The 17,190-nt window shown below is 70.8% G+C and carries 16 protein-coding genes; 4 read left to right on the top strand and 12 right to left on the bottom strand.

All coding sequences use genetic code 11. From position 1 onward, the window contains the following. The first annotated feature begins 28 nt into the window (after positions 1-28). Positions 29-679, top strand: coding sequence for a zf-HC2 domain-containing protein (locus OG407_RS43690; RefSeq protein WP_403586355.1), 651 nt, complete (start codon positions 29-31; stop codon positions 677-679). Here the strand turns inward: OG407_RS43690 and OG407_RS43685 are convergent. Beyond that, a complete protein-coding gene (locus OG407_RS43685; RefSeq protein ID WP_405866148.1) occupies positions 666-1,487 on the bottom strand; it encodes a helix-turn-helix transcriptional regulator in 822 nt (273 codons plus the stop codon). The genes OG407_RS43690 and OG407_RS43685 overlap by 14 nt on opposite strands. A gap of 104 nt (positions 1,488-1,591) precedes the next feature. Between OG407_RS43685 and OG407_RS43680 the strand changes: the two genes are divergently transcribed. Further along, the gene (locus OG407_RS43680) at positions 1,592-2,308 is read left to right on the top strand and encodes an SDR family oxidoreductase (protein ID WP_405866146.1); all 717 of its coding nucleotides are present in this window, start codon (positions 1,592-1,594) and stop codon (positions 2,306-2,308) included. On the opposite strand, the gene OG407_RS43675 is transcribed toward OG407_RS43680, so the two are convergent. From OG407_RS43675 to OG407_RS43665, 3 genes are all read right to left on the bottom strand, one after another. Continuing rightward, on the bottom strand, positions 2,309-3,172 hold the full coding sequence (locus OG407_RS43675; protein ID WP_405866144.1) for an Fpg/Nei family DNA glycosylase: 864 nt from the start codon (positions 3,170-3,172) through the stop codon (positions 2,309-2,311). It abuts the gene before it with no gap. A 46-nt stretch (positions 3,173-3,218) separates the two neighbouring features. Continuing rightward, positions 3,219-5,285 (bottom strand): SpoIIE family protein phosphatase, encoded by a 2,067-nt coding sequence (locus OG407_RS43670; RefSeq protein ID WP_405866142.1) that lies wholly within the window; start codon positions 5,283-5,285, stop codon positions 3,219-3,221. Between the two features lie 68 nt (positions 5,286-5,353). Next, positions 5,354-6,700: a DUF6777 domain-containing protein gene (locus OG407_RS43665; protein WP_405866140.1), complete on the bottom strand. Its 1,347-nt coding sequence runs from the start codon at positions 6,698-6,700 to the stop codon at positions 5,354-5,356. 157 nt (positions 6,701-6,857) lie between these two features. Between OG407_RS43665 and OG407_RS43660 the strand changes: the two genes are divergently transcribed. Then, the gene (locus tag OG407_RS43660) at positions 6,858-8,279 is read left to right on the top strand and encodes a lipase maturation factor family protein (RefSeq protein WP_405866138.1); all 1,422 of its coding nucleotides are present in this window, start codon (positions 6,858-6,860) and stop codon (positions 8,277-8,279) included. Here the strand turns inward: OG407_RS43660 and OG407_RS43655 are convergent. Genes OG407_RS43655 through OG407_RS43620 form a run of 8 tightly spaced genes read right to left on the bottom strand, consistent with a single transcriptional unit; the run spans position 8,267 to position 16,158 of the window. Then, positions 8,267-9,106 carry an amidohydrolase family protein gene (locus tag OG407_RS43655; RefSeq protein ID WP_405866136.1) on the bottom strand — a complete coding sequence of 280 codons (840 nt, stop codon included), beginning with the start codon at positions 9,104-9,106 and terminating at the stop codon, positions 8,267-8,269. The genes OG407_RS43660 and OG407_RS43655 overlap by 13 nt on opposite strands. Then, the gene (locus OG407_RS43650; protein WP_405866134.1) at positions 9,103-9,417 is read right to left on the bottom strand and encodes an L-rhamnose mutarotase; all 315 of its coding nucleotides are present in this window, start codon (positions 9,415-9,417) and stop codon (positions 9,103-9,105) included. The genes OG407_RS43655 and OG407_RS43650 overlap by 4 nt, the downstream gene beginning before the upstream one ends. Beyond that, a complete protein-coding gene (locus OG407_RS43645; RefSeq protein ID WP_405866132.1) occupies positions 9,414-10,403 on the bottom strand; it encodes an aldo/keto reductase in 990 nt (329 codons plus the stop codon). The genes OG407_RS43650 and OG407_RS43645 overlap by 4 nt, the downstream gene beginning before the upstream one ends. After that, entirely contained in the window at positions 10,400-11,155 is a 756-nt protein-coding gene (locus OG407_RS43640; protein ID WP_405866130.1) for an SDR family NAD(P)-dependent oxidoreductase, read from the bottom strand. The genes OG407_RS43645 and OG407_RS43640 overlap by 4 nt, the downstream gene beginning before the upstream one ends. Further along, positions 11,152-12,492 (bottom strand): L-fuconate dehydratase, encoded by a 1,341-nt coding sequence (locus OG407_RS43635; RefSeq protein ID WP_405866128.1) that lies wholly within the window; start codon positions 12,490-12,492, stop codon positions 11,152-11,154. The genes OG407_RS43640 and OG407_RS43635 overlap by 4 nt, the downstream gene beginning before the upstream one ends. A gap of 60 nt (positions 12,493-12,552) precedes the next feature. After that, positions 12,553-13,581, bottom strand: a complete 1,029-nt coding sequence (locus OG407_RS43630) for an ABC transporter permease (RefSeq protein WP_405866126.1) — start codon at positions 13,579-13,581, stop codon at positions 12,553-12,555. Beyond that, on the bottom strand, positions 13,574-15,079 hold the full coding sequence (locus tag OG407_RS43625; protein ID WP_405866124.1) for a sugar ABC transporter ATP-binding protein: 1,506 nt from the start codon (positions 15,077-15,079) through the stop codon (positions 13,574-13,576). Before OG407_RS43625 ends, OG407_RS43630 begins: the two co-directional genes overlap by 8 nt. Continuing rightward, complete coding sequence (locus OG407_RS43620; RefSeq protein ID WP_405866122.1) at positions 15,076-16,158, bottom strand: sugar ABC transporter substrate-binding protein; 1,083 nt, start codon at positions 16,156-16,158, stop codon at positions 15,076-15,078. The genes OG407_RS43625 and OG407_RS43620 overlap by 4 nt, the downstream gene beginning before the upstream one ends. Before the next feature lie 163 nt (positions 16,159-16,321). Here OG407_RS43620 and OG407_RS43615 point away from each other — a divergent pair, with 163 nt between their 5' ends. Then, positions 16,322-17,050, top strand: a complete 729-nt coding sequence (locus tag OG407_RS43615) for a FadR/GntR family transcriptional regulator (RefSeq protein ID WP_403586312.1) — start codon at positions 16,322-16,324, stop codon at positions 17,048-17,050. Positions 17,051-17,190 lie beyond the last annotated feature (140 nt).

The following is a 17,190-nucleotide window of genomic DNA, read 5'->3' as shown; positions in this document are numbered from 1 at the left end:
CCCGCACCTAACGGCACGAGGATTCGGCATGAGGTCCCTGGAAAGGCATCGCGACGTCGGCGCGTACGCGCTCGGCGTGCTGGACGAGGCGGACGCCTTCCGCTTCGAGGATCACCTCATGGAGTGCACCAGTTGCGCGGCTCATGTGACCGAATTCGGTCCCGCCTCACGGCAGTTGATGCTGTACCGGCGTGCGACGCCGCGCTCTGTGCACCCCATGGCACAACCCGGTCCGCGGCTACTGGACCGGCTGCTCGGCGAGGTGGCCACGCGCCATCGGGCCGGACGGCGGCGGTTTCTGTACGCCGTGGCCGCCTCGGTGGTGTTCGCCGTGGGCGGTCCCGCGGTGGCGACCCTCGCCGCGCACGGCGACGGTGCCGTGCAACTCACGGCGACCGACGCCAAGTCGGGCGTGTGGGCGCAGGTCACGGCCGCGAACGAGAACTACGGCAGTGATGTGTCCCTGAAGATCAAGGACGGTGCGGGCCCTCGCTCCTGTCGTCTCGTGGTCGTCGGCCGCGACGGTTCCGAGCAGACCGTGACGAGCTGGATGGTGCCCGAGCACGACGCGACGATGATCACGATGCAGGGGGGCTCGGCGATGCACCCCGCCGAGATCGACCACTACGACGTGCGGACGGCCGACGGACAGCGGCTGGTACGGCTCACCTCGCACTGAAGTCCCGTCCCGCGGCGGCGAGTTGCCGCAGGGCCCGTGCGGAGGGGGTCCCCGGGTCCGCGGTGACGAAGACGACCTGCTGGTCGTCGTGCGGGACGGTGAGCACATCGCAGTTCACCCGGAGCCGGCCCGCCTCCGGGTGGGTGAGGGTCTTGGTGCGGTGGCCGGGGGCGTGCACGGGGTCGGTCTCCCAGATCGCCCTGAACTCCTCGCTCCCGGCGCGCAGTTCGGCCAGCAGACGGGCGAGTCCCGGGTCGTAGGGGTAGCGGTCGGCGGCGCGCCGCAACCGGGACACCACGATGTCGCCGAACTCCTCGGCGCTGGAGCTCTCTTGGGGCCGCCCCAGGAACCGCCGACGCGCCAGGTTCGGCCGCGCGTCGAGATCGCCGCCGAGGACGGCACCCGCCAGCGGGTTCCAGGCGATGACGTCGTAGGTGGCGTCGGTGACGATGGCCGCCGTGTCCGGGATACGGCTCAACAGGGCGGCCACATGCGGCCGGACGGTCCGCACCGGCGCGGCGAGCGGCGTCACCTGCGTCCCCGCCAGCCGGAACAGATGGGTCCGCTCGGCCGGGGTCAGCCGGAACACTCCCGTGAGGGCGTCGAGGATGCGGGGTGACGGACGCGGCCCGCGCCCCTGCTCCAGACGGGCGTAGTAGTCGACGGACATGTGGGCCAACTCGGCGACCTCCTCCCGCCGCAGCCCGAGGGTCCGCCGGGACGGTTCACCGGCCAACCCCACATCGGCGGGCACCAGCAACTCCCGCCGCCCCCGCAGAAATCGGGCCAGCTCCTGCTTGCCGCTCACGGTGCCTCCCTCCGACAGCCGGCCGCCACCTTCTGCCCGCTCTCCGGCTGCCAGGGATCGGTTGTCCCTGGTTCGGCGGCCTCGGCTGCGGAATCGTCGTCCTCATGAACGATTCCACAGCACTGGTCACCGGCGCGAACAAGGGCATCGGCAAGGAGATCGCCCGCCTGCTCGTAGCCGAGGGTTTCACGGTCTACGTCGGCTCGCGCGACGCAGGCCGGGGCGAACGGGCCGTCGAGGAACTGGGCGGCGGCGCAAGGCTGTTGACCCTCGACGTCACGGACCCCGACAGCATCGCGACGGCGGCACGGCAGGTGAACGCCCTGGACGTCCTGGTCAACAACGCGGGCATCATGGCCGGCGGCAGCCCCGCACCCGAGGCGACCCTCGACGACTTCCGCCGCACCTACGAGACGAACGTCTTCGGAGTCCTGGCCGTCACCAACGCCTTCCTCCCGGCCCTGCGCCGCTCCCCGCACCCCCGCATCGTGAACGTGTCCAGCGGCACCGGCTCCCTGACCTGGAGCGCCGACCCGGACCGCGAGTTCGCCCTCCACGCGGGGGCGGGCGCCGCGTACCGCTCGTCCAAGTCGGCCCTCAATGCCCTGACCCTCTTCTACGCCCAGTCCCTCGCGGCAGCGGGCTTCAAGGTGAACGCGCTGGCCCCGGGACTACGGGCGACGGACCTCAACGCACGGGCTGCGGCGAGCGCCGGGGATCCGGCGGAGGCGGCGCGGGGGGCGGTGGATCTGGCGTTGCTGGGGGACGACGGGCCTACGGGGCGGTTCCTGTCGTGGGACGGGACGGGGGTGCCCTGGTAGCTACTTGAGCAGTTTCGACATCCGCCGGTCCGCCAGCGGCTTGCCCCCCGTCTGGCACGTCGGGCAGTACTGGAGCGACGAGTCGCTGAAGGAGACCTCACGGATGGTGTCGCCGCAGACCGGGCAGGGCCGGCCGGTGCGGCCGTGGACGCGCAGGCCGCTCTTCTTTTCCGCCTTCAGGCGGCCTGCCGCCACGCCTCGGGAGCGTTCGACGGCCTCCTTGAGAGTCGTGCGCAGGGCCTCGTAGAGCGTGTGCGTCTCGGCGGGGGTCAAGGATGCCGCGAGCTTGAACGGGGACATCTTCGCCGCGTGCAGGATCTCGTCGCTGTACGCGTTGCCCACCCCGGCGATCAGGATCTGGTCGCGCAGGGCGCCCTTGAGTTGGCGGCGTTCGTCCTTCAGGAGTGCGGCGAAGCGTGTCTCGTCGAAGTCGTCGGCGAGCGGGTCGGGGCCCAGGCGGGCGACGCCCGGGACCTCCTGCGGGTCGGCGACGACGTACACCGCGAGGCGCTTCTGGGTGCCCGCCTCCGTGAGGTCGAAGCCCTCGCCCGTCTCCAGGGCCACGCGGAGCGCGAGGGGGCCCTTGCCGGGGCGGGGCGGGCCGTCCGGGAGGCGGTCCTTCCAGTGCAGCCAGCCCGCGCGGGCGAGGTGGGTCACGAAGTGCGGGCCGTCGGACGTCTCGACGTCCAGGAACTTGCCGTGACGGTGCACGGCCACCACCTCGTGTCCCTCCAGCGCGGTGGGCGGAGGGTCGTACGTCTTCAGGACGCTGATGGCGACGGGCAGCACCCGTACGATCTCGTGGCCGACGAGGTGTTCGGTCAGGAAGTCCTTCAGCGCTTCGACCTCGGGGAGTTCCGGCATACGTCCAGGGTGCCATCAGCGGCCCGTGGGGTCAGGTCGTGCCGGATCAGGTGCGGTCCGGGAAGAGGAACTCGCACCACACGCACTTGCCGCTGCCGCGCGCCTCCACGCCCCACACGTCCGTGAGCAGGTCGACGAGGAGCAGGCCGCGCCCGGAGACACCGTTCTCGCCCGCCTCACGGCGGCGCGGGAGGGCGCTGGAGGAGTCCTCGACCTCGACGCGCAGCCGCCGTTCGGTGCCGTTGAGGACCCTGAGGGTGACGATCGCGGAGCCCTCGGTGTGCATCAGCGCGTTGGTGATCAGCTCGTCGGCGACCAGCTCCACCTCGTCGGAACGCTCGCCCGCGCCCCACGCGCGGACCGCGGCCCGGATCATGTGCCGCGCCTCGGTGAGGGCCTCGGAGTCGCCGGGGGCCACATGCTGCTGGAGCCGCCCGCCGGGCTGCGGGGCGTCGAGCCCGCGCCGGCGCAGCAGGAGCAGCGCCACGTCGTCCTCGCCGCCGCGTTCCTCGGCCACGTCGATGAGCAGATCGGCGAGGTCGTGTACGTCGTCGGGGCCGGAGGCGATGAGCGCGGCGAGGGTCTGCATGCCGTCGTCGAGGTCGGCCCCGGGCTGTTCGACGAGGCCGTCGGTGCACAGCAACAGGGTCTCGCCGGGGTCGAGTTCGATGGTGGAGACGGGATATTCGAGCCGCCCGAACTCGGCGGACAGCCCGAGCGGCAGCCCGCCGACGACGGTCATCCGACGGCTGGTCCCGTCCAACTGCCGCACGAGCGGGTCGATATGACCGGCCCGGACCACCTGCACCACTCCGGTGGACAGGTCGACCTCGGCGTAGAGGCAGGTGGCGAAGCGCTCGGTGTCGAGTTCGTGGAGGAAGACGGAGGCGCGGGCCATCACGGTGGCCGGGGTGTGCCCCTCGGCGGCGTACGCCTTGAGGACGATGCGCAGTTGCCCCATGACGGCGGCGGCGTGCGTGTCGTGCCCCTGGACGTCGCCGATGACCGCGCCGACCCGCCCGCCCGGCAGCGGGATCAGGTCGTACCAGTCACCGCCGATGTCCCGCCCGAGCTTCGCGGACCGGTAGCGGACGGCGACATCGGCGCCCGGGACGCTCGGGATCGCGCGCGGCAGCATCGCCTGCTGAAGACCCTGCGCGAGGTCCTTCTCCTGCTCGTAGAACATGGCGCGCTGGAGGCTCTGCGCGATGCTGCTGCCCAGCGCGACGAGCACATTACGCTCGTCGGCGCTGAACCCGCTCCGGTCGTTGTAGAGCAGCCCCATCGCGCCGATCGGCCGGGCCTGGGCGATCAGCGGCAGATAGGCGGCCGCGGTGATGTGCAGATCGGTGATGTGCTGCCACAGCAGCGGGTACCGCTCGGCGAACTCCTCCGGCGACTCGATGAACGCCGGGCTGAGGGTCCGTACGACGTCCGCCATCGGGTACGGCTCGTCGATCCGGATGACATCCCGGCCGGGCACGACGCTTCCCTCGGCGACCAGGCGGATACGGCCGGCTTCGACCAGCCCCATGATCAGTCTGGTCGCGCCGAGGTGGACGAGACCGTGGGTGTCCCTGAGGACGTCGATCACGTCCTGGACGGTCCGGGCGTGCGCGAGGGCGGCGGTGGTGAGCTGCACGACGTTGGTCTGCCGGCGCAGTGCAGCGTCCTGGGCGGCCTGCTCACGGCGGGCCGCGCTCTCGGCGAGTTCCCGCGTGGCGTCCCGGACGATGCCGATGATCCGGCGCGGGCGGCCCGTCTCGTCGCGCCGGATGTAGCCCTGGGTGTGGGTCCAGCGCAGGGTGCCGTCGCGCAGCCGCATCCGGAAGTAGGCGCCGTAGTTCTCGCTGCCGTCCTTCAGGGCCTGGGAGACGAGCCCGTCCAGCCGGTAGCCCTCGGGCGGCGGTACCCGGATCGCCAGTGACTCGGGGCGGCCGTCGTATTCGTCGGGGCGCAGGTCGAAGACCTCGTGGGCCTGGGCGTCCATGTGGAACAGGCCGTTGTCCAGGTCCCAGTCGAAGCTGCCCATGCGGTTGAGCGCCAGGATCGGGTCCGGGTGGGCGGGCCAGTCGTCCGGGAGTGACAGGGCGCTCGCTCCCCGATCAACCATGCGGCCCACCTTGCCAGGATTTGCCCGATTCTTCGACTTGTCCGAGCGCTACGGCGGCACCTGTCCGGTCAGCCGTCGAACACGTTCGTGGGGCTGTCGAAGATGCTGCCGGTGGTGGTGTCGTCGGGGATCAGCCCGCCGCCGTCGGGCAGGTCAGGGGTCTCCGGCACGCTCGGCGGACCGATCTCGTCCGGGGAGTCCTGGCCCTGGGAGGGCTCCGACGCGGAGGGCGCCTCGGCGCTCGGGGTAGCTCCGCGCGGCGAGGGCGTGGACGTGCTGCCGGGCGGGCTGGTCGTCGGGGTCGCCGTGACGGTGGCGGCGGGGCAGTCGGTGGGCCCCGGGGAGGGTGCCTCGCCCGGTGCGTTGCCGGTCGCGCCCGGGGTGACCGTGACGGTCGGGGTGACACAGTCGGTGGCGGACTTCTCCGGGGCAGGGCTCTGGCCGTCGCTCGGGGACACGCTCTCGTCGCTCGGAGAGATGCCCGGGGACGTACTCGCGCTGCTGCTCGGCGACGGACTCGTGTCGCCGGGCGAGGCACTGGCCCCGCTGTCGTGCGGTCGCGGCGACGGACCCGTACGGGACGGTGTCGGCGTCGGCGTCACGTGCGGCGGCCGGGGTACGACGTGGTCGTGATGGGGCCCGCGATGACCGAGGGGCCGTTCGATCCACGTGTTGTCGACGATGTTGATGATCGTGATGTTGGTGATCACCTGCGGCGCCGGGGTCACCACGACCACCTCGGCGGGCCGGAACCCGGACCAGGACCGCCCGTTGTCAGCCATCGCACCCTGGCTCGCAGCGCCCGCCTTGAGCGGGTTGCCGCAGGCGCAGCGGACCCGGGGCACGCCCCGGTTGTCGACGAGCACGGCGGTACCGGACTGCAGCACCGACTGGAACCCGGTCACCCGAGCGTCCCGGAACCCGTGATCGGTGACCTGGGTGTCGGCACGCAGCACGACCGAGGTCAGCCCGCGCAGATAGCCGGGGATCCCGCCCGGGGAGATCCCCTCGGCCTGCGCGAAGGCACGGGCCTTGGCCTGGTCGCGGGTGAGATAGGAGATCTGCCGCTCGACGTCACAACTGCCCGTCCGCGCGGTCCCGCCGTACAGGCCGGGCGTGGCGCCGGAGACGGAACGCATACGGCCGGAGGGCATGGACACGGTCCCCGTGGGTGTCACCCGCGGAGGCGGAGACTTCCGAGGTGTGGACTGCGGCGTTCGGGTGACCCGTGGTGGGACGCTCGGCGCGGTGGCCGTGGAGTCCGTGAAGGGGTCGGGGCCCTGTGCCGCGACGGGCTGCAGAAAGACCTCGCCGCTCGACTTCGTGTCCTTGCCGCCGTCGCCGCCGCACCCGGCGACGAGGAGCGTCGCCGAGAGCGCGCAGGCAGTGGCGATGGTTCCGGTGGATATGCGCACCGTGCTCTCCCGCCTCAAGCCGGGTGATTCGCCACTATTGTCTGCTTCACTCACTTGGGTTACGCAACCGGAGGCATGAAACACGGAGAGTGAAGGCCTTTTCAGGCGTGACGACGAAGCGTGTCAGGCGCGACGACGGAGGGAGGAACGCACGGCCATGGCATGGTTCACCGCACCCGACTACTGGCTGAGCCGACTGGTCTTCCAGCGGGCTCTGGCCGGCGTCTACCTGGTCGCGTTCCTCACGGCGGCCCGCCAGTTCCGCGCGCTGATCGGCGAACGCGGCATGCTGCCGGTCCCCCGCCTCCTCTCCCGGACGCCGTTCCGCCAGGCCCCGGGCATCTTCCAACTCCACTACACGGACCGCTTCTTCGCGGCCTGCGCCTGGACGGGCTGCGCGGTGTCGGCAGCGCTCGCGGCCGGGCTCGACTCCCAACTCCCGCTCTGGGCCGGGATGTTGCTGTGGCTGGTGCCGTGGGTGCTGTACCTGTCGATCGTCAACGTGGGCCAGACCTGGTACGCGTTCGGCTGGGAGTCACTGTTGCTGGAGGTCGGCTTCCTCGCCGTCTTCCTCGGCAACGACGAGGTGGCCCCGCCGGTCGTGGTGCTGTTCCTGCTCCGCTGGATCCTGTTCCGGGTGGAGTTCGGCGCGGGCCTGATCAAGCTGCGCGGCGACGCCTGCTGGCGGAAGCTGACCTGCCTGGACTTCCACCACGAGACACAGCCGATGCCGGGCCCGCTGAGCTGGTTCTTCCACCACCTCCCCCGACCACTGCACCGGGTAGAGGTCGCGGCCAACCACGTCACCCAACTCATCATCCCCGTGCTGCTGTTCACCCCTCAGCCGATCGCGACGGCCGCCGCGTCCCTGATGATCGCCACCCAGCTGTGGCTGGTCCTGTCCGGCAACTTCTCCTGGCTGAACTGGATCACGATCGTGCTGGCCCTCTCCGCGATCCGGTTCCCGCACACACCACCGCCCGTGCAGGACCCACCCCTCTGGTACGAGGTCGTGGTCCTCGCCGTGGCGGCCCTCCTGCTCCGGCTCAGCCACCGCCCGGTCCGCAACATGATCTCCCGCCGCCAGATCATGAACCGCTCCTTCGACCCGCTCCATCTGGTCAATTCCTACGGCGCGTTCGGCACCGTCAGCCGCATCCGCCACGAGGTGGTGGTCGAGGGCACGACGGACGCCGTACCCCGCGAGGACTCCGACTGGCGGGAGTACGAGTTCAGGGGCAAGCCGGGCGATCCGCGGCGCTGGCCACGCCAGTTCGCGCCGTACCATCTGCGGCTGGACTGGATGATGTGGTTCGCGGCCCTCTCCCCCCGCTACGCCGACCCGTGGTTCGGCGCCCTGGTGGAACGCCTCCTGGAGAACGACCGGGACACGCTACGGCTGTTGCGCCGCTCCCCGTTCCCGCCCGACGCACCGCCGCACTTCGTCCGCGCCCGTCTCTTCCGCTACCGCTACACGAGCTGGCGGGAGTTGCGGGAGACGGGCGCGTGCTGGGAGCGGACGTTCGTGCGGGAGTACCTGCCGCCGACGCGGTTGGCGGCGGATACTCAGAGGCCGTAGACGCGGATGGCCGTGCCTTCGAGGACCTCTGCGCGTTCGGCCGCACTGAGGTCGTCCGTCAACTCACCCGCCGCATCCGCTACTTGGCCGTACGTCGCCGCCAGCGTGCAGACCGGCCAGTCCGAGCCGAACATCAGGCGGCCCGGGCCGAAGGCGTCGAGTGCGGTGTCCGCGTAGGGGTGGAGGTCCTCCGTGCTCCAGGTCTTCCAGTCGGCCTCCGTGACCAGGCCGGACAGTTTGCAGTACGTGTTGGGGAGCGCGGCGAGGGAGCGCACGGAGGTCGCCCAGGGTTCCAACTGCCCCGAGGCGATGGGTGGTTTGCCCAAGTGGTCGAGAACGAGGGTGAGTTGGGGAAGGGCGGCGGCCACCTCCACGGCGGCCGGGAACTGGTGGGGCAGGACCAGCAGGTCGTAGACGAGTCCCGCGTCGGCGACTGCCGTCAGGCCTCGGCGCACGTCCGGGCGCAGCAGCCAGTTCGGGTCGGGCTCGCCCTGTACCTGGTGGCGGATGCCCTTGAGGTAGTGGCCGCCGGGGAGTTCGCGCAGGCGGGCCAGTTCGTCGGTGATGTCCGGGCGGGTGAGGTCGGTCCAGCCGACGACTCCGGCGATCAGGTCGTGCGCGTCGGCGAGGGCGAGGAACTCCGGGGTCTCCTCGGCGACGGTGATCGTCTGGACGAGGACGGTCCGGTCGACGCCGGCCGCCCGGGCCTCGGGTGCGAGGTCGGTGACGGTGAAGTCCCGGCGCAGGGGCTGGAGTTCGGGGCCGGTGATCCAGTCCTGGTCGCGGACCGAGAGGTCCCAGACGTGGTGGTGGGCGTCGACGGTCATGGCAGCTCCCACACGACGGGCAGGCCGGCGTCGGCGCCCTCGCCGGAGTAGTCGTGCACCACGGTGAGGAGCTGCGCCATGCGGGCCTGCCAGGCCACGTTCACCGGGAGCTGGTCCAACTCGGCGAGCAGGCGGGCGTAGTCGTCGCAGTCCAGGACGTGGAAGAGGTCGGTGCCGCTGCGCCAGATCGTCCAGGAGGTGGCACCGGCGGCGCGGATCGCGGCGGTGAGTTCCTTGGGGACGTCGAGGTGGGCGCTCTCGTACTCGGCGATGCGGTCGGGGCGGACCTTGGTGTGCAGGGCGACTCTCATGACGGCTCCTGGGTGGGGACGGGGGCGTCCGTCGGCAGGAGGCCCGCGTCCCGCAGTTCCTGCCAGAACGCGGCGGGCACGGGGAGGGCGAACTGCTCGGCGCAGTCCCGTACTTCGGCCTCCGACCGGGCGCCGACCAGGACACTCGCCACGGCCGGGTGGGCCGCGCAGAAGGCCAGGGCGGCGGCGCGCAGGGTGATGCCGTGCCGCTCGGCCACGGCCTTCATGCGCAGGGCGCGGTCCAGCAACTCCGCCGGTGCCTGGGCGTAGTTGTACGTCGCGTCCGGCTTCGGGTCCGCCAGCAGACCGGAGTTGAAGGCCCCGCCGACGACCACCGACTTGCCGCGTGCGACGGCGGCCGGGAGCAGTTCGGCGAGGGCGCTCTGGTCGAGCAGGGTGTAGCGGCCCGCGCACAACACCACGTCCACGTCCGTGTCCTGGACGAACCGGGTGAGCATCTCGGCCTGGTTCATGCCCGCGCCGATCGCCCCGACGACACCCTCCGCGCGGAGCTTCTCCAGGGCCGGATAGCCCTCGCGGAAGGCCTGTTCGGCGTGGTCGTCGGGGTCGTGGAGGTAGACGACGTCGACGCGGTCGAGGCCGAGCCGTTCCAGGCTGGCGTCCAGGGTGCGGCGTACTCCGTCGGCGCTGAAGTCCCACACGCGGTGCTGAGTCGCAGGCACGGCGAAGCCGTTGGCGAGGTCGTCGCCGGTCGCCGTCTCCACGGGTTCCAGGCGCCGTCCGATCTTGGTGGAGATCGTGTACGACGAGCGCGGGTGCTCGCGCAGGGCCGCACCCAGGCGCCGCTCGGAGAGCCCGAGGCCGTAGTGCGGTGCGGTGTCGAAGTAGCGAATGCCTTGCTGCCAGGCCGTGTTGACGGCCTGGTGTGCCTGGTCGTCGCTCACCTCGGTGTACAGGTTGGCGATCGCGGCGCCGCCGAAGCCCAGCCCGCTGACCTCGACCCCGCTCGCCCCGAGGGCGCTCACTGGCCCACCGGCCGCAGCCGCAGGCCCTGCATGCCGCCGTCCACGGCGAGCGACGTGCCGGTGGTGGCGCCGGACAGCGGGCTCGCCAAGTAGGCGATGGCGCCCGCGACTTCGGCTGCCGAGACGAGGCGTCCTGAGGGTTGACGGCCGGCCAGGGCGGCGCGCTCGGCGGCCGGGTCGGAGGCCGAGTCGAGGAGTCGGCCGACCCAAGGGGTGTCCGCCGTACCGGGGTTGACGCAGTTGACGCGGACGCCCTCGCGGAGGTGGTCGGCGGCCATGGCGAGGGTGAGGGAGTACACGGCGCCCTTCGTGGCGCTGTACAGGGCGCGTTGGGGCAGTCCGGCCGTGGCCGCGATGGAGCAGGTGTTGACGATCGCCGCGTGGGAGGACTCGCGCAGATGCGGGAGCGCGGCGCGGGCGACGCGGACCATGCCGAGAACGTTCACGTCGAAGACGCGGTGCCACTCCTCGTCGTCGTTGTCCTCCACGGTGCCCTGCGCGCCGATGCCCGCGTTGTTGACCACCACGTCGAGTCCGCCGAGGTCGGCGACGGCGGCGGCCACGGCCTGGCGTACGGAGGCGTCGTCGGTGACGTCGGCGCGGTAGCCGAGCAGCGGCTTCTCGACGCCGGAGGGGTCGAGGTCGAGCACCGCGACCGACGCGCCGCGTTCGGCGAGGAGTTCGGCGGTGGCCCGGCCGATGCCGGAGGCGCCTCCGGTGACCAGGACCTTGAGGCCCTCGAAGTCGGTCATGCCGCGTGTCCCTTCTGGCGGTCGAGGTCGGCGGCCCAGAAGGTGCCGCCGGGGAACGTGTAGCGCGCGATGGACTCGGGCCGCATGGTGGCCGAGAACCCGGGTGTGCTGGGTGCCATGTAGTGACCTTCGCGGATCACCACCGGATCGAGGAAGTGGTCGTGCAGATGATCGACGTACTCGATGACGCGGTCGTCGGTGGTCCCGGAGACGGCGAGGTAGTCGAACATCGAGAGATGCTGGACGAGTTCGCACAGTCCGACCCCGCCCGCGTGCGGGCAGACGGGGATGCCGAACTTCGCGGCGAGCAGCAGGATCGCGAGGTTCTCGTTGACGCCGCCGACGCGGGCCGCGTCTATCTGGAGGATGTCGAGGGCGCCGGCCTGGAGCAACTGCTTGAAGACGATGCGGTTCTGGACGTGTTCGCCGGTGGCGACCTTGACCGGGGCGACGGCCGCGCGGATCGTGGCGTGGCCCAACACGTCGTCGGGGCTGGTGGGTTCCTCGATCCAGTACGGGTCGAACTCGGCGAGTGCCTTGGTCCAGCGGATCGCCTCGGCCACGTCCCAGCGCTGGTTGGCGTCGATCGCCATCCGGATGTCGGGGCCGACCACCGAACGGGCCACCCGGCAACGGCGGATGTCGTCGTCGAGGTCCGCGCCGACCTTCAGCTTGATCTGCCGGAAGCCGTCGGCGACGGCCTGCACCGCGAGCCGGGTGAGTTTCTCGTCGTCGTACCCGAGCCAGCCGGGGGAGGTGGTGTAGGCGGGGAAGCCGCGCTCCAGCAGGATGTTCCTGCGGCCTTCCGCGCCCGCCCTGCCGCGGCGCAGGAGGTCGAGGGCCTCGGCCGGGGTGAGCGCGTCCGTGATGTACCTGAAGTCGATCTGGCCGACGAGCCATTCGGGGTCGGCGTCGGCGAGGAGCTGCCACAGCGGTTTGCCGGCGCGCTTGGCGGTGAGGTCCCAGGCCGCGTTGATCACGGCGCCGATCGCCATGTGCATCACGCCCTTCTCGGGCCCCAGCCAGCGGAGTTGACTGTCGCCGATCAGCTCGCGGTTCAACGTCCCGGGATCCGCGCAGAGTTGGTCCACGGACAGGCCGATCACGTGGTCCCGCAGCGCGTCGATCGCGGCGACCTGGACATCGTTGCCCCGCCCGATGGTGAAGGAGAACCCGTGCCCCTCGTGCCCGTCGGCCGCGTCGGTGCGCAGCACGACGTACGCGGCCGAGTAGTCGGGGTCCGGGTTCATCGCGTCGGAGCCGTCGAGCTCGCGCGAGGTGGGGAAACGGATGTCGTAGGTGTCGACCGCGATGACGCGGGCGGGGGTCGGGGACACGGAGGGCCTTTCGGTCGGGAACAGGGATCCGGTGCCGTGCGGGTGCCGGAGGCCGGTGGGTCAGTCCTGGGCGCGGCCGGTCGTCACGCGGGCGATCATGAGGGCGACCAGGATGATCCCGCCGTAGATGGCCTGGATCCAGAAGGACGGGACCTGGGCGAGAGTGAGGAGGTTCTGGACGACTCCGAGGAGGAGTACGCCCGTTAGGGCGCCGAACATGGTGCCCTTGCCGCCGTCGAGGCTGATGCCGCCGATGACCGCGGCGGCCATCACGGTGAAGATCATGTTGTTGCCCTGGTTGGCGCTGATCGCGCCGACGTAGCCGGTCTGCATGATGCCGCCCACCGAGGCGAGGACGCCGGCGACGACGGAGACCCCGAGGAGCATTCGGTCGACGCGGATGCCGGCCGCGCGGGCCGCCTCCTGGTTGCCGCCGATCGCGTAGAGGGCGCGGCCGACGCGGTGGTACTTGAGCACGAACCCGGCGATCGCGAAGCAGATGGCCGCCAGCCACACCGACATCGGGACGTTCAGGAACGTGCTGGTGGCCAGGGTGAAGAAGGAGTCGGGCATGCCGAACAGCGTCTTGCCCTTGGTGGCGCCGACCAGCAGACCGCGCAGCACGATCAGCATGGCGAGGGTGACGATGAAGGCGTTGAGCTTGAACTTCACGACGAGGATGCCGTTGAAGGCGCCGATGATCCCGCCCACGACAAGGATCGCGACGAGGGCGAGCGGGGCCGACCATTCCGTGCCCCAGCCGGACTCGGCGGTCGGCAGGACCAGCAGGGCGCCGATGGCGGGCGCGATGCCGACCACCGACTCCAGCGACAGGTCGATCTTGCCGGTGATGAGGATCAGCGACTCGGCGAGGACCACCATCGCGAGCGCGGCGGAGGCGCCCAGGATGGAGATCAGGTTCCGTTCGGTGAGGAACGAGTCGTTGACGATCGCGCCGAGCACCAGGAGCACCAACAGGGCCGGTACGAGGGCGAGTTCACGGGCCCGGCGGAGCAGGACCGTCCGGGCCGAGCCCGCCCCGGTGACGCGTGGGGCGGCGAGCGGCGGGGCCGCCTTGGTGTCAGCCATGGTCCACTCCTTCGATGGAGGCGATCAGCTCGTGGTCGCGCCAGCCCGCCGGGTGCTCGGCGACGACACGGCCGTGGAAGAGGACGAGGACGCGGTCGCAGCGCCGCAGGTCGTCGAGTTCGTCGGAGACGACGAGCACGGCGGTGCCGTCGTCGCGGGCGCTGTCCATGCGGGCGAGCAGTGACTCCTTGGACTTCACGTCGACGCCCGCGGTGGGGTTGATGAGGACCAGCAGCCTCGGATCGGAGGCCAGCGCGCGGGCCATGACGACCTTCTGCGCGTTGCCGCCGGACAGGTCCGAGACGGGCTGTTCGGGGCCCTCGGTGTGGATGTCGAGCCGGTCGATCAGCTCGGTGGCGAACGCGCGCTTGCGCTCGGTGCCGACGAACCCGAAGCGGCCGAGCCGCTCCAGGACCGTCATGGTGGCGTTGTCCCCGATGGACATGCCGAAGACCAGCCCCTGCCCGTGCCGGTCGCGCGGCACGCAGCCGACACCGGCCTTCAGAGCCGCCTGCACATCCCCGAACGGCAGCCGCTCGCCGTCGAGTTGAGCGGTACCGCCCGTGGGCGTGTACAACCCGGTGAAGGACTCGGCCAGTTCGACCTTGCCACTGCCGCTCGATCCGGCGAGTCCGACGACCTCACCACGACGCACGGTGAGGTCGACGTTCTCGTACGACTCGGAGGTGAGTCCGCGTGCGTCGAGGAGGACGGGTGCCTCGGTGTCCAACTCCCTGAGCTGGACATCCAGTTCGGCGATCGACTCCCCCGCCATCGCCTCCACCAGGGCCCGGCGCGGGAGGTCGGCGACCGGTGCGGTCGTGATCCAGCGGGCGTCGCGCAGCACGGTGACGGTCTGGCACACCTCGTACACCTCCTGGAGGTGGTGCGAGATGAACAGGAAGGTGACGCCCGACTCCTGGAGCGCCCGCATCCGCGTGAAGAGGCGCTCTATCTCCCGGTTGTCGAGCTGGGCGGTCGGTTCGTCGAGGACGATGAACCGGGCGCCGAAGCTCAACGCCCTGGCGATCTCGACCATTTGGCGGTCCTCGACCTTGAGGTCGGCGGTGCGCGCCTCGGGATCGACGTGCACGTCCCAGGTGTCGAGGAGTTCGGCGGCCTCGGTACGGAGCCGGCGCCAGCTGATGACGCCACCCCGGGACTGCGGCTGCCGGTTGATGAAGAGGTTCTCCGCGACCGTCAACTCGGGTACCACGGTGGGCTTCTGGTAGACGCAGGCGACCTTGCTCCGCCAGGCGTCGCGGTCGGTGAGCGCGGGTGCGGGTTCGCCGTCGAAGCGGACCGTGCCCTCGTCGGGGGCCTGGAGTCCGGTGAGGACGGTGACGAGAGTGGACTTGCCGGCGCCGTTGCGGCCGACGAGGGCGTGGGACTCGCCCGGCAGTACGGTGAGTCGACCGTCGGCGAGGGCGACGGTGGGGCCGTACCGCTTGACGATTCCCGTCGCCTCCACCAGCGGAGTGGTCACTGGAGTACTCATTTGACCGTGTTGCCCCAGAGCTTGGGGTCGTCGACATTGTCCTTGGTGACCAGGGGCGCGGGGAGCTGGTCCTCCAGGATGCCGCTGGGCAGCTTGACGATCGTGGAGTCGTGGTCGGTGGGGCCGGGCTTGAAGGTCTTCCCCGCCATCGCGGCCTTGATGTAGTACATGCCGTACTTGGCGTAGGCGTCGGCCGGCTGGGACACGGTGGCGTCGATCTCGCCCTTGCGGATCGCGTCGAACTCCTGCGGGATGCCGTCGTTCGAGACGATCATGATGTGCCCGGCCTGGCCCGCCTTCTTCAACAGGCCCTTGGACTTGAGGGTTTGGAGGGTGGGCGCGAGGTAGACGCCGCCCGCCTGCATGTAGATGCCCTTGATGTCGGGGTTGGCGTTGAGGAGCGTGTCGAGCTTCGAGGCGGCCGTGTCGGACTCCCACTTGGCGGGGATCTCCAGGACCTTGAGCTTCGGGTACTTGTTCTTGACGCAGGCCCTGAACGCCTCCGACCGGTCACGGCCGTTGACGGACGCGAGATCGCCCATGATCTGCACGACCTTGCCGCTGGTGATGTGCGCGCCGAGGTACTCGCAGGCCTTCTCGCCGTACGCGACGTTGTCGGCGCGCACGACCATCGCGACCTTGCCCTTGTCGGGCGCCACGTCGACCGCGACGACCGGCACGCCCTTGCGCTCGGCCTGGTCGAGGCCGGCTTCGATGGCGGCACTGTCCAGCGGGGCGACGACCAGGCCCTTGACGCCCTGGTTCAGCTCGTTGTTGATGTCGGTGATCTGCTGCGAGGGGTCGCTGTTGGAGTTGACCGTCTTCAGCGCCTGGACACCTTCGGACTTCGCCATCTTCGGCACGTAGTCGTTGTACGACTGCCAGAACGGCGAGGTCAGCAGCGGCAGGATCACCCCCACCTTGCCGGTGCCGCCACTGGCGCTGCTCGCGCCGGTGTCCTTGGTGCTGCCGCACGCCGTGAGCGCGAGGGTGCCGCACGCGGCGGCTGCCGTCGCACGCACCGCCCACGCGGTCAGTCGTCTGCCTTGCCGTCCGTTCCGCACTGTGCTGCCGGCCATCTGTCGGGCTCCTCATCGAGCGTGTTCGAGCAGTTGCCGGAATATTTATCAGACCACTTCGGGGCTGCAACACCCTCAGGAGCCAAATTTTCGCAGTTTCGGGCCGTAGTGGTCGGACCACATCCATGGCTAGACTGCGCGGACCGGCGACAGGAGGAGTGGCGTGGACGAGACCCTGCCGAGCGAGACGGAACCGGTGGCCGCTCCGCCGAAGGGCACGGTGACGCAGCGCGCCATCGACTCGATCAAGGCGCTGATCGGCGAGGGCCGCCTGGAGCCGGGCCAGCGGCTGCCCACCGAGCGCGATCTCGCGGCCCAACTGGGCATCTCCCGCAGCTCGATGCGCGAGGCGATCCGCGCGCTCACGGTGCTGGGCGTGCTGGAGGCGCGGCACGGTTCGGGGATCTACGTCACGCAGTTGGAGGCCGGCGACCTCCTGGAGACCTTCGGTGTCGTCGCCGACCTCTCGCGCGGCCCGGGTCTGGTGGAGCTCCTCGAAGTCCGCCGAATCCTGGAGTCGACGGCGACGGCCCTGGCCGCGGCCCGCATCACCCCGGACCAGCTGGCCGAGGTCGAGAAACACCTCACGGCGATGAACGCCACCGACGACCCCGAGGAGATCCTCGCCCACGACCTCGCCTTCCACCGCGAGATCGCCGCCGCCGCCGGCAACGACACCATGGCCGCGATCCTGGAGGGCCTGTCGTCCCGCACGTTCCGAGCCCGAGTCTGGCGCGGCTACCAGGAAGAGGGCGCCTTCGCCCGCACCCGCCGCGAACACGCCGCGATCCACCGAGCGTTGGTCGCCCGCGACCCGGAAGCGGCCCGCGCGGCGGCGGCCTCGCACGTGGGCGAGGTCGAGGAGTGGCTGCGGGCCCAACTCGGTTCGTAGCAGGGGGGGTTCAGTTGCCGGGGCGAGCACCGGAGGGGCCCGCGCTGCCCTGCTTTTCCGGCACCTGCGGCGGACGCCGGGGGGTATCCGCGTGGTTCCGGTATTCAGGCGCCTGCGGCGGACAACGCAGGGCACCGCCC

Origin of the sequence: Streptomyces sp. NBC_01515 (assembly GCF_045040345.1) — a bacterium.
Classification (GTDB): domain Bacteria; phylum Actinomycetota; class Actinomycetes; order Streptomycetales; family Streptomycetaceae; genus Streptomyces.
This window is presented reverse-complemented; position numbering and strand designations above follow the sequence as displayed.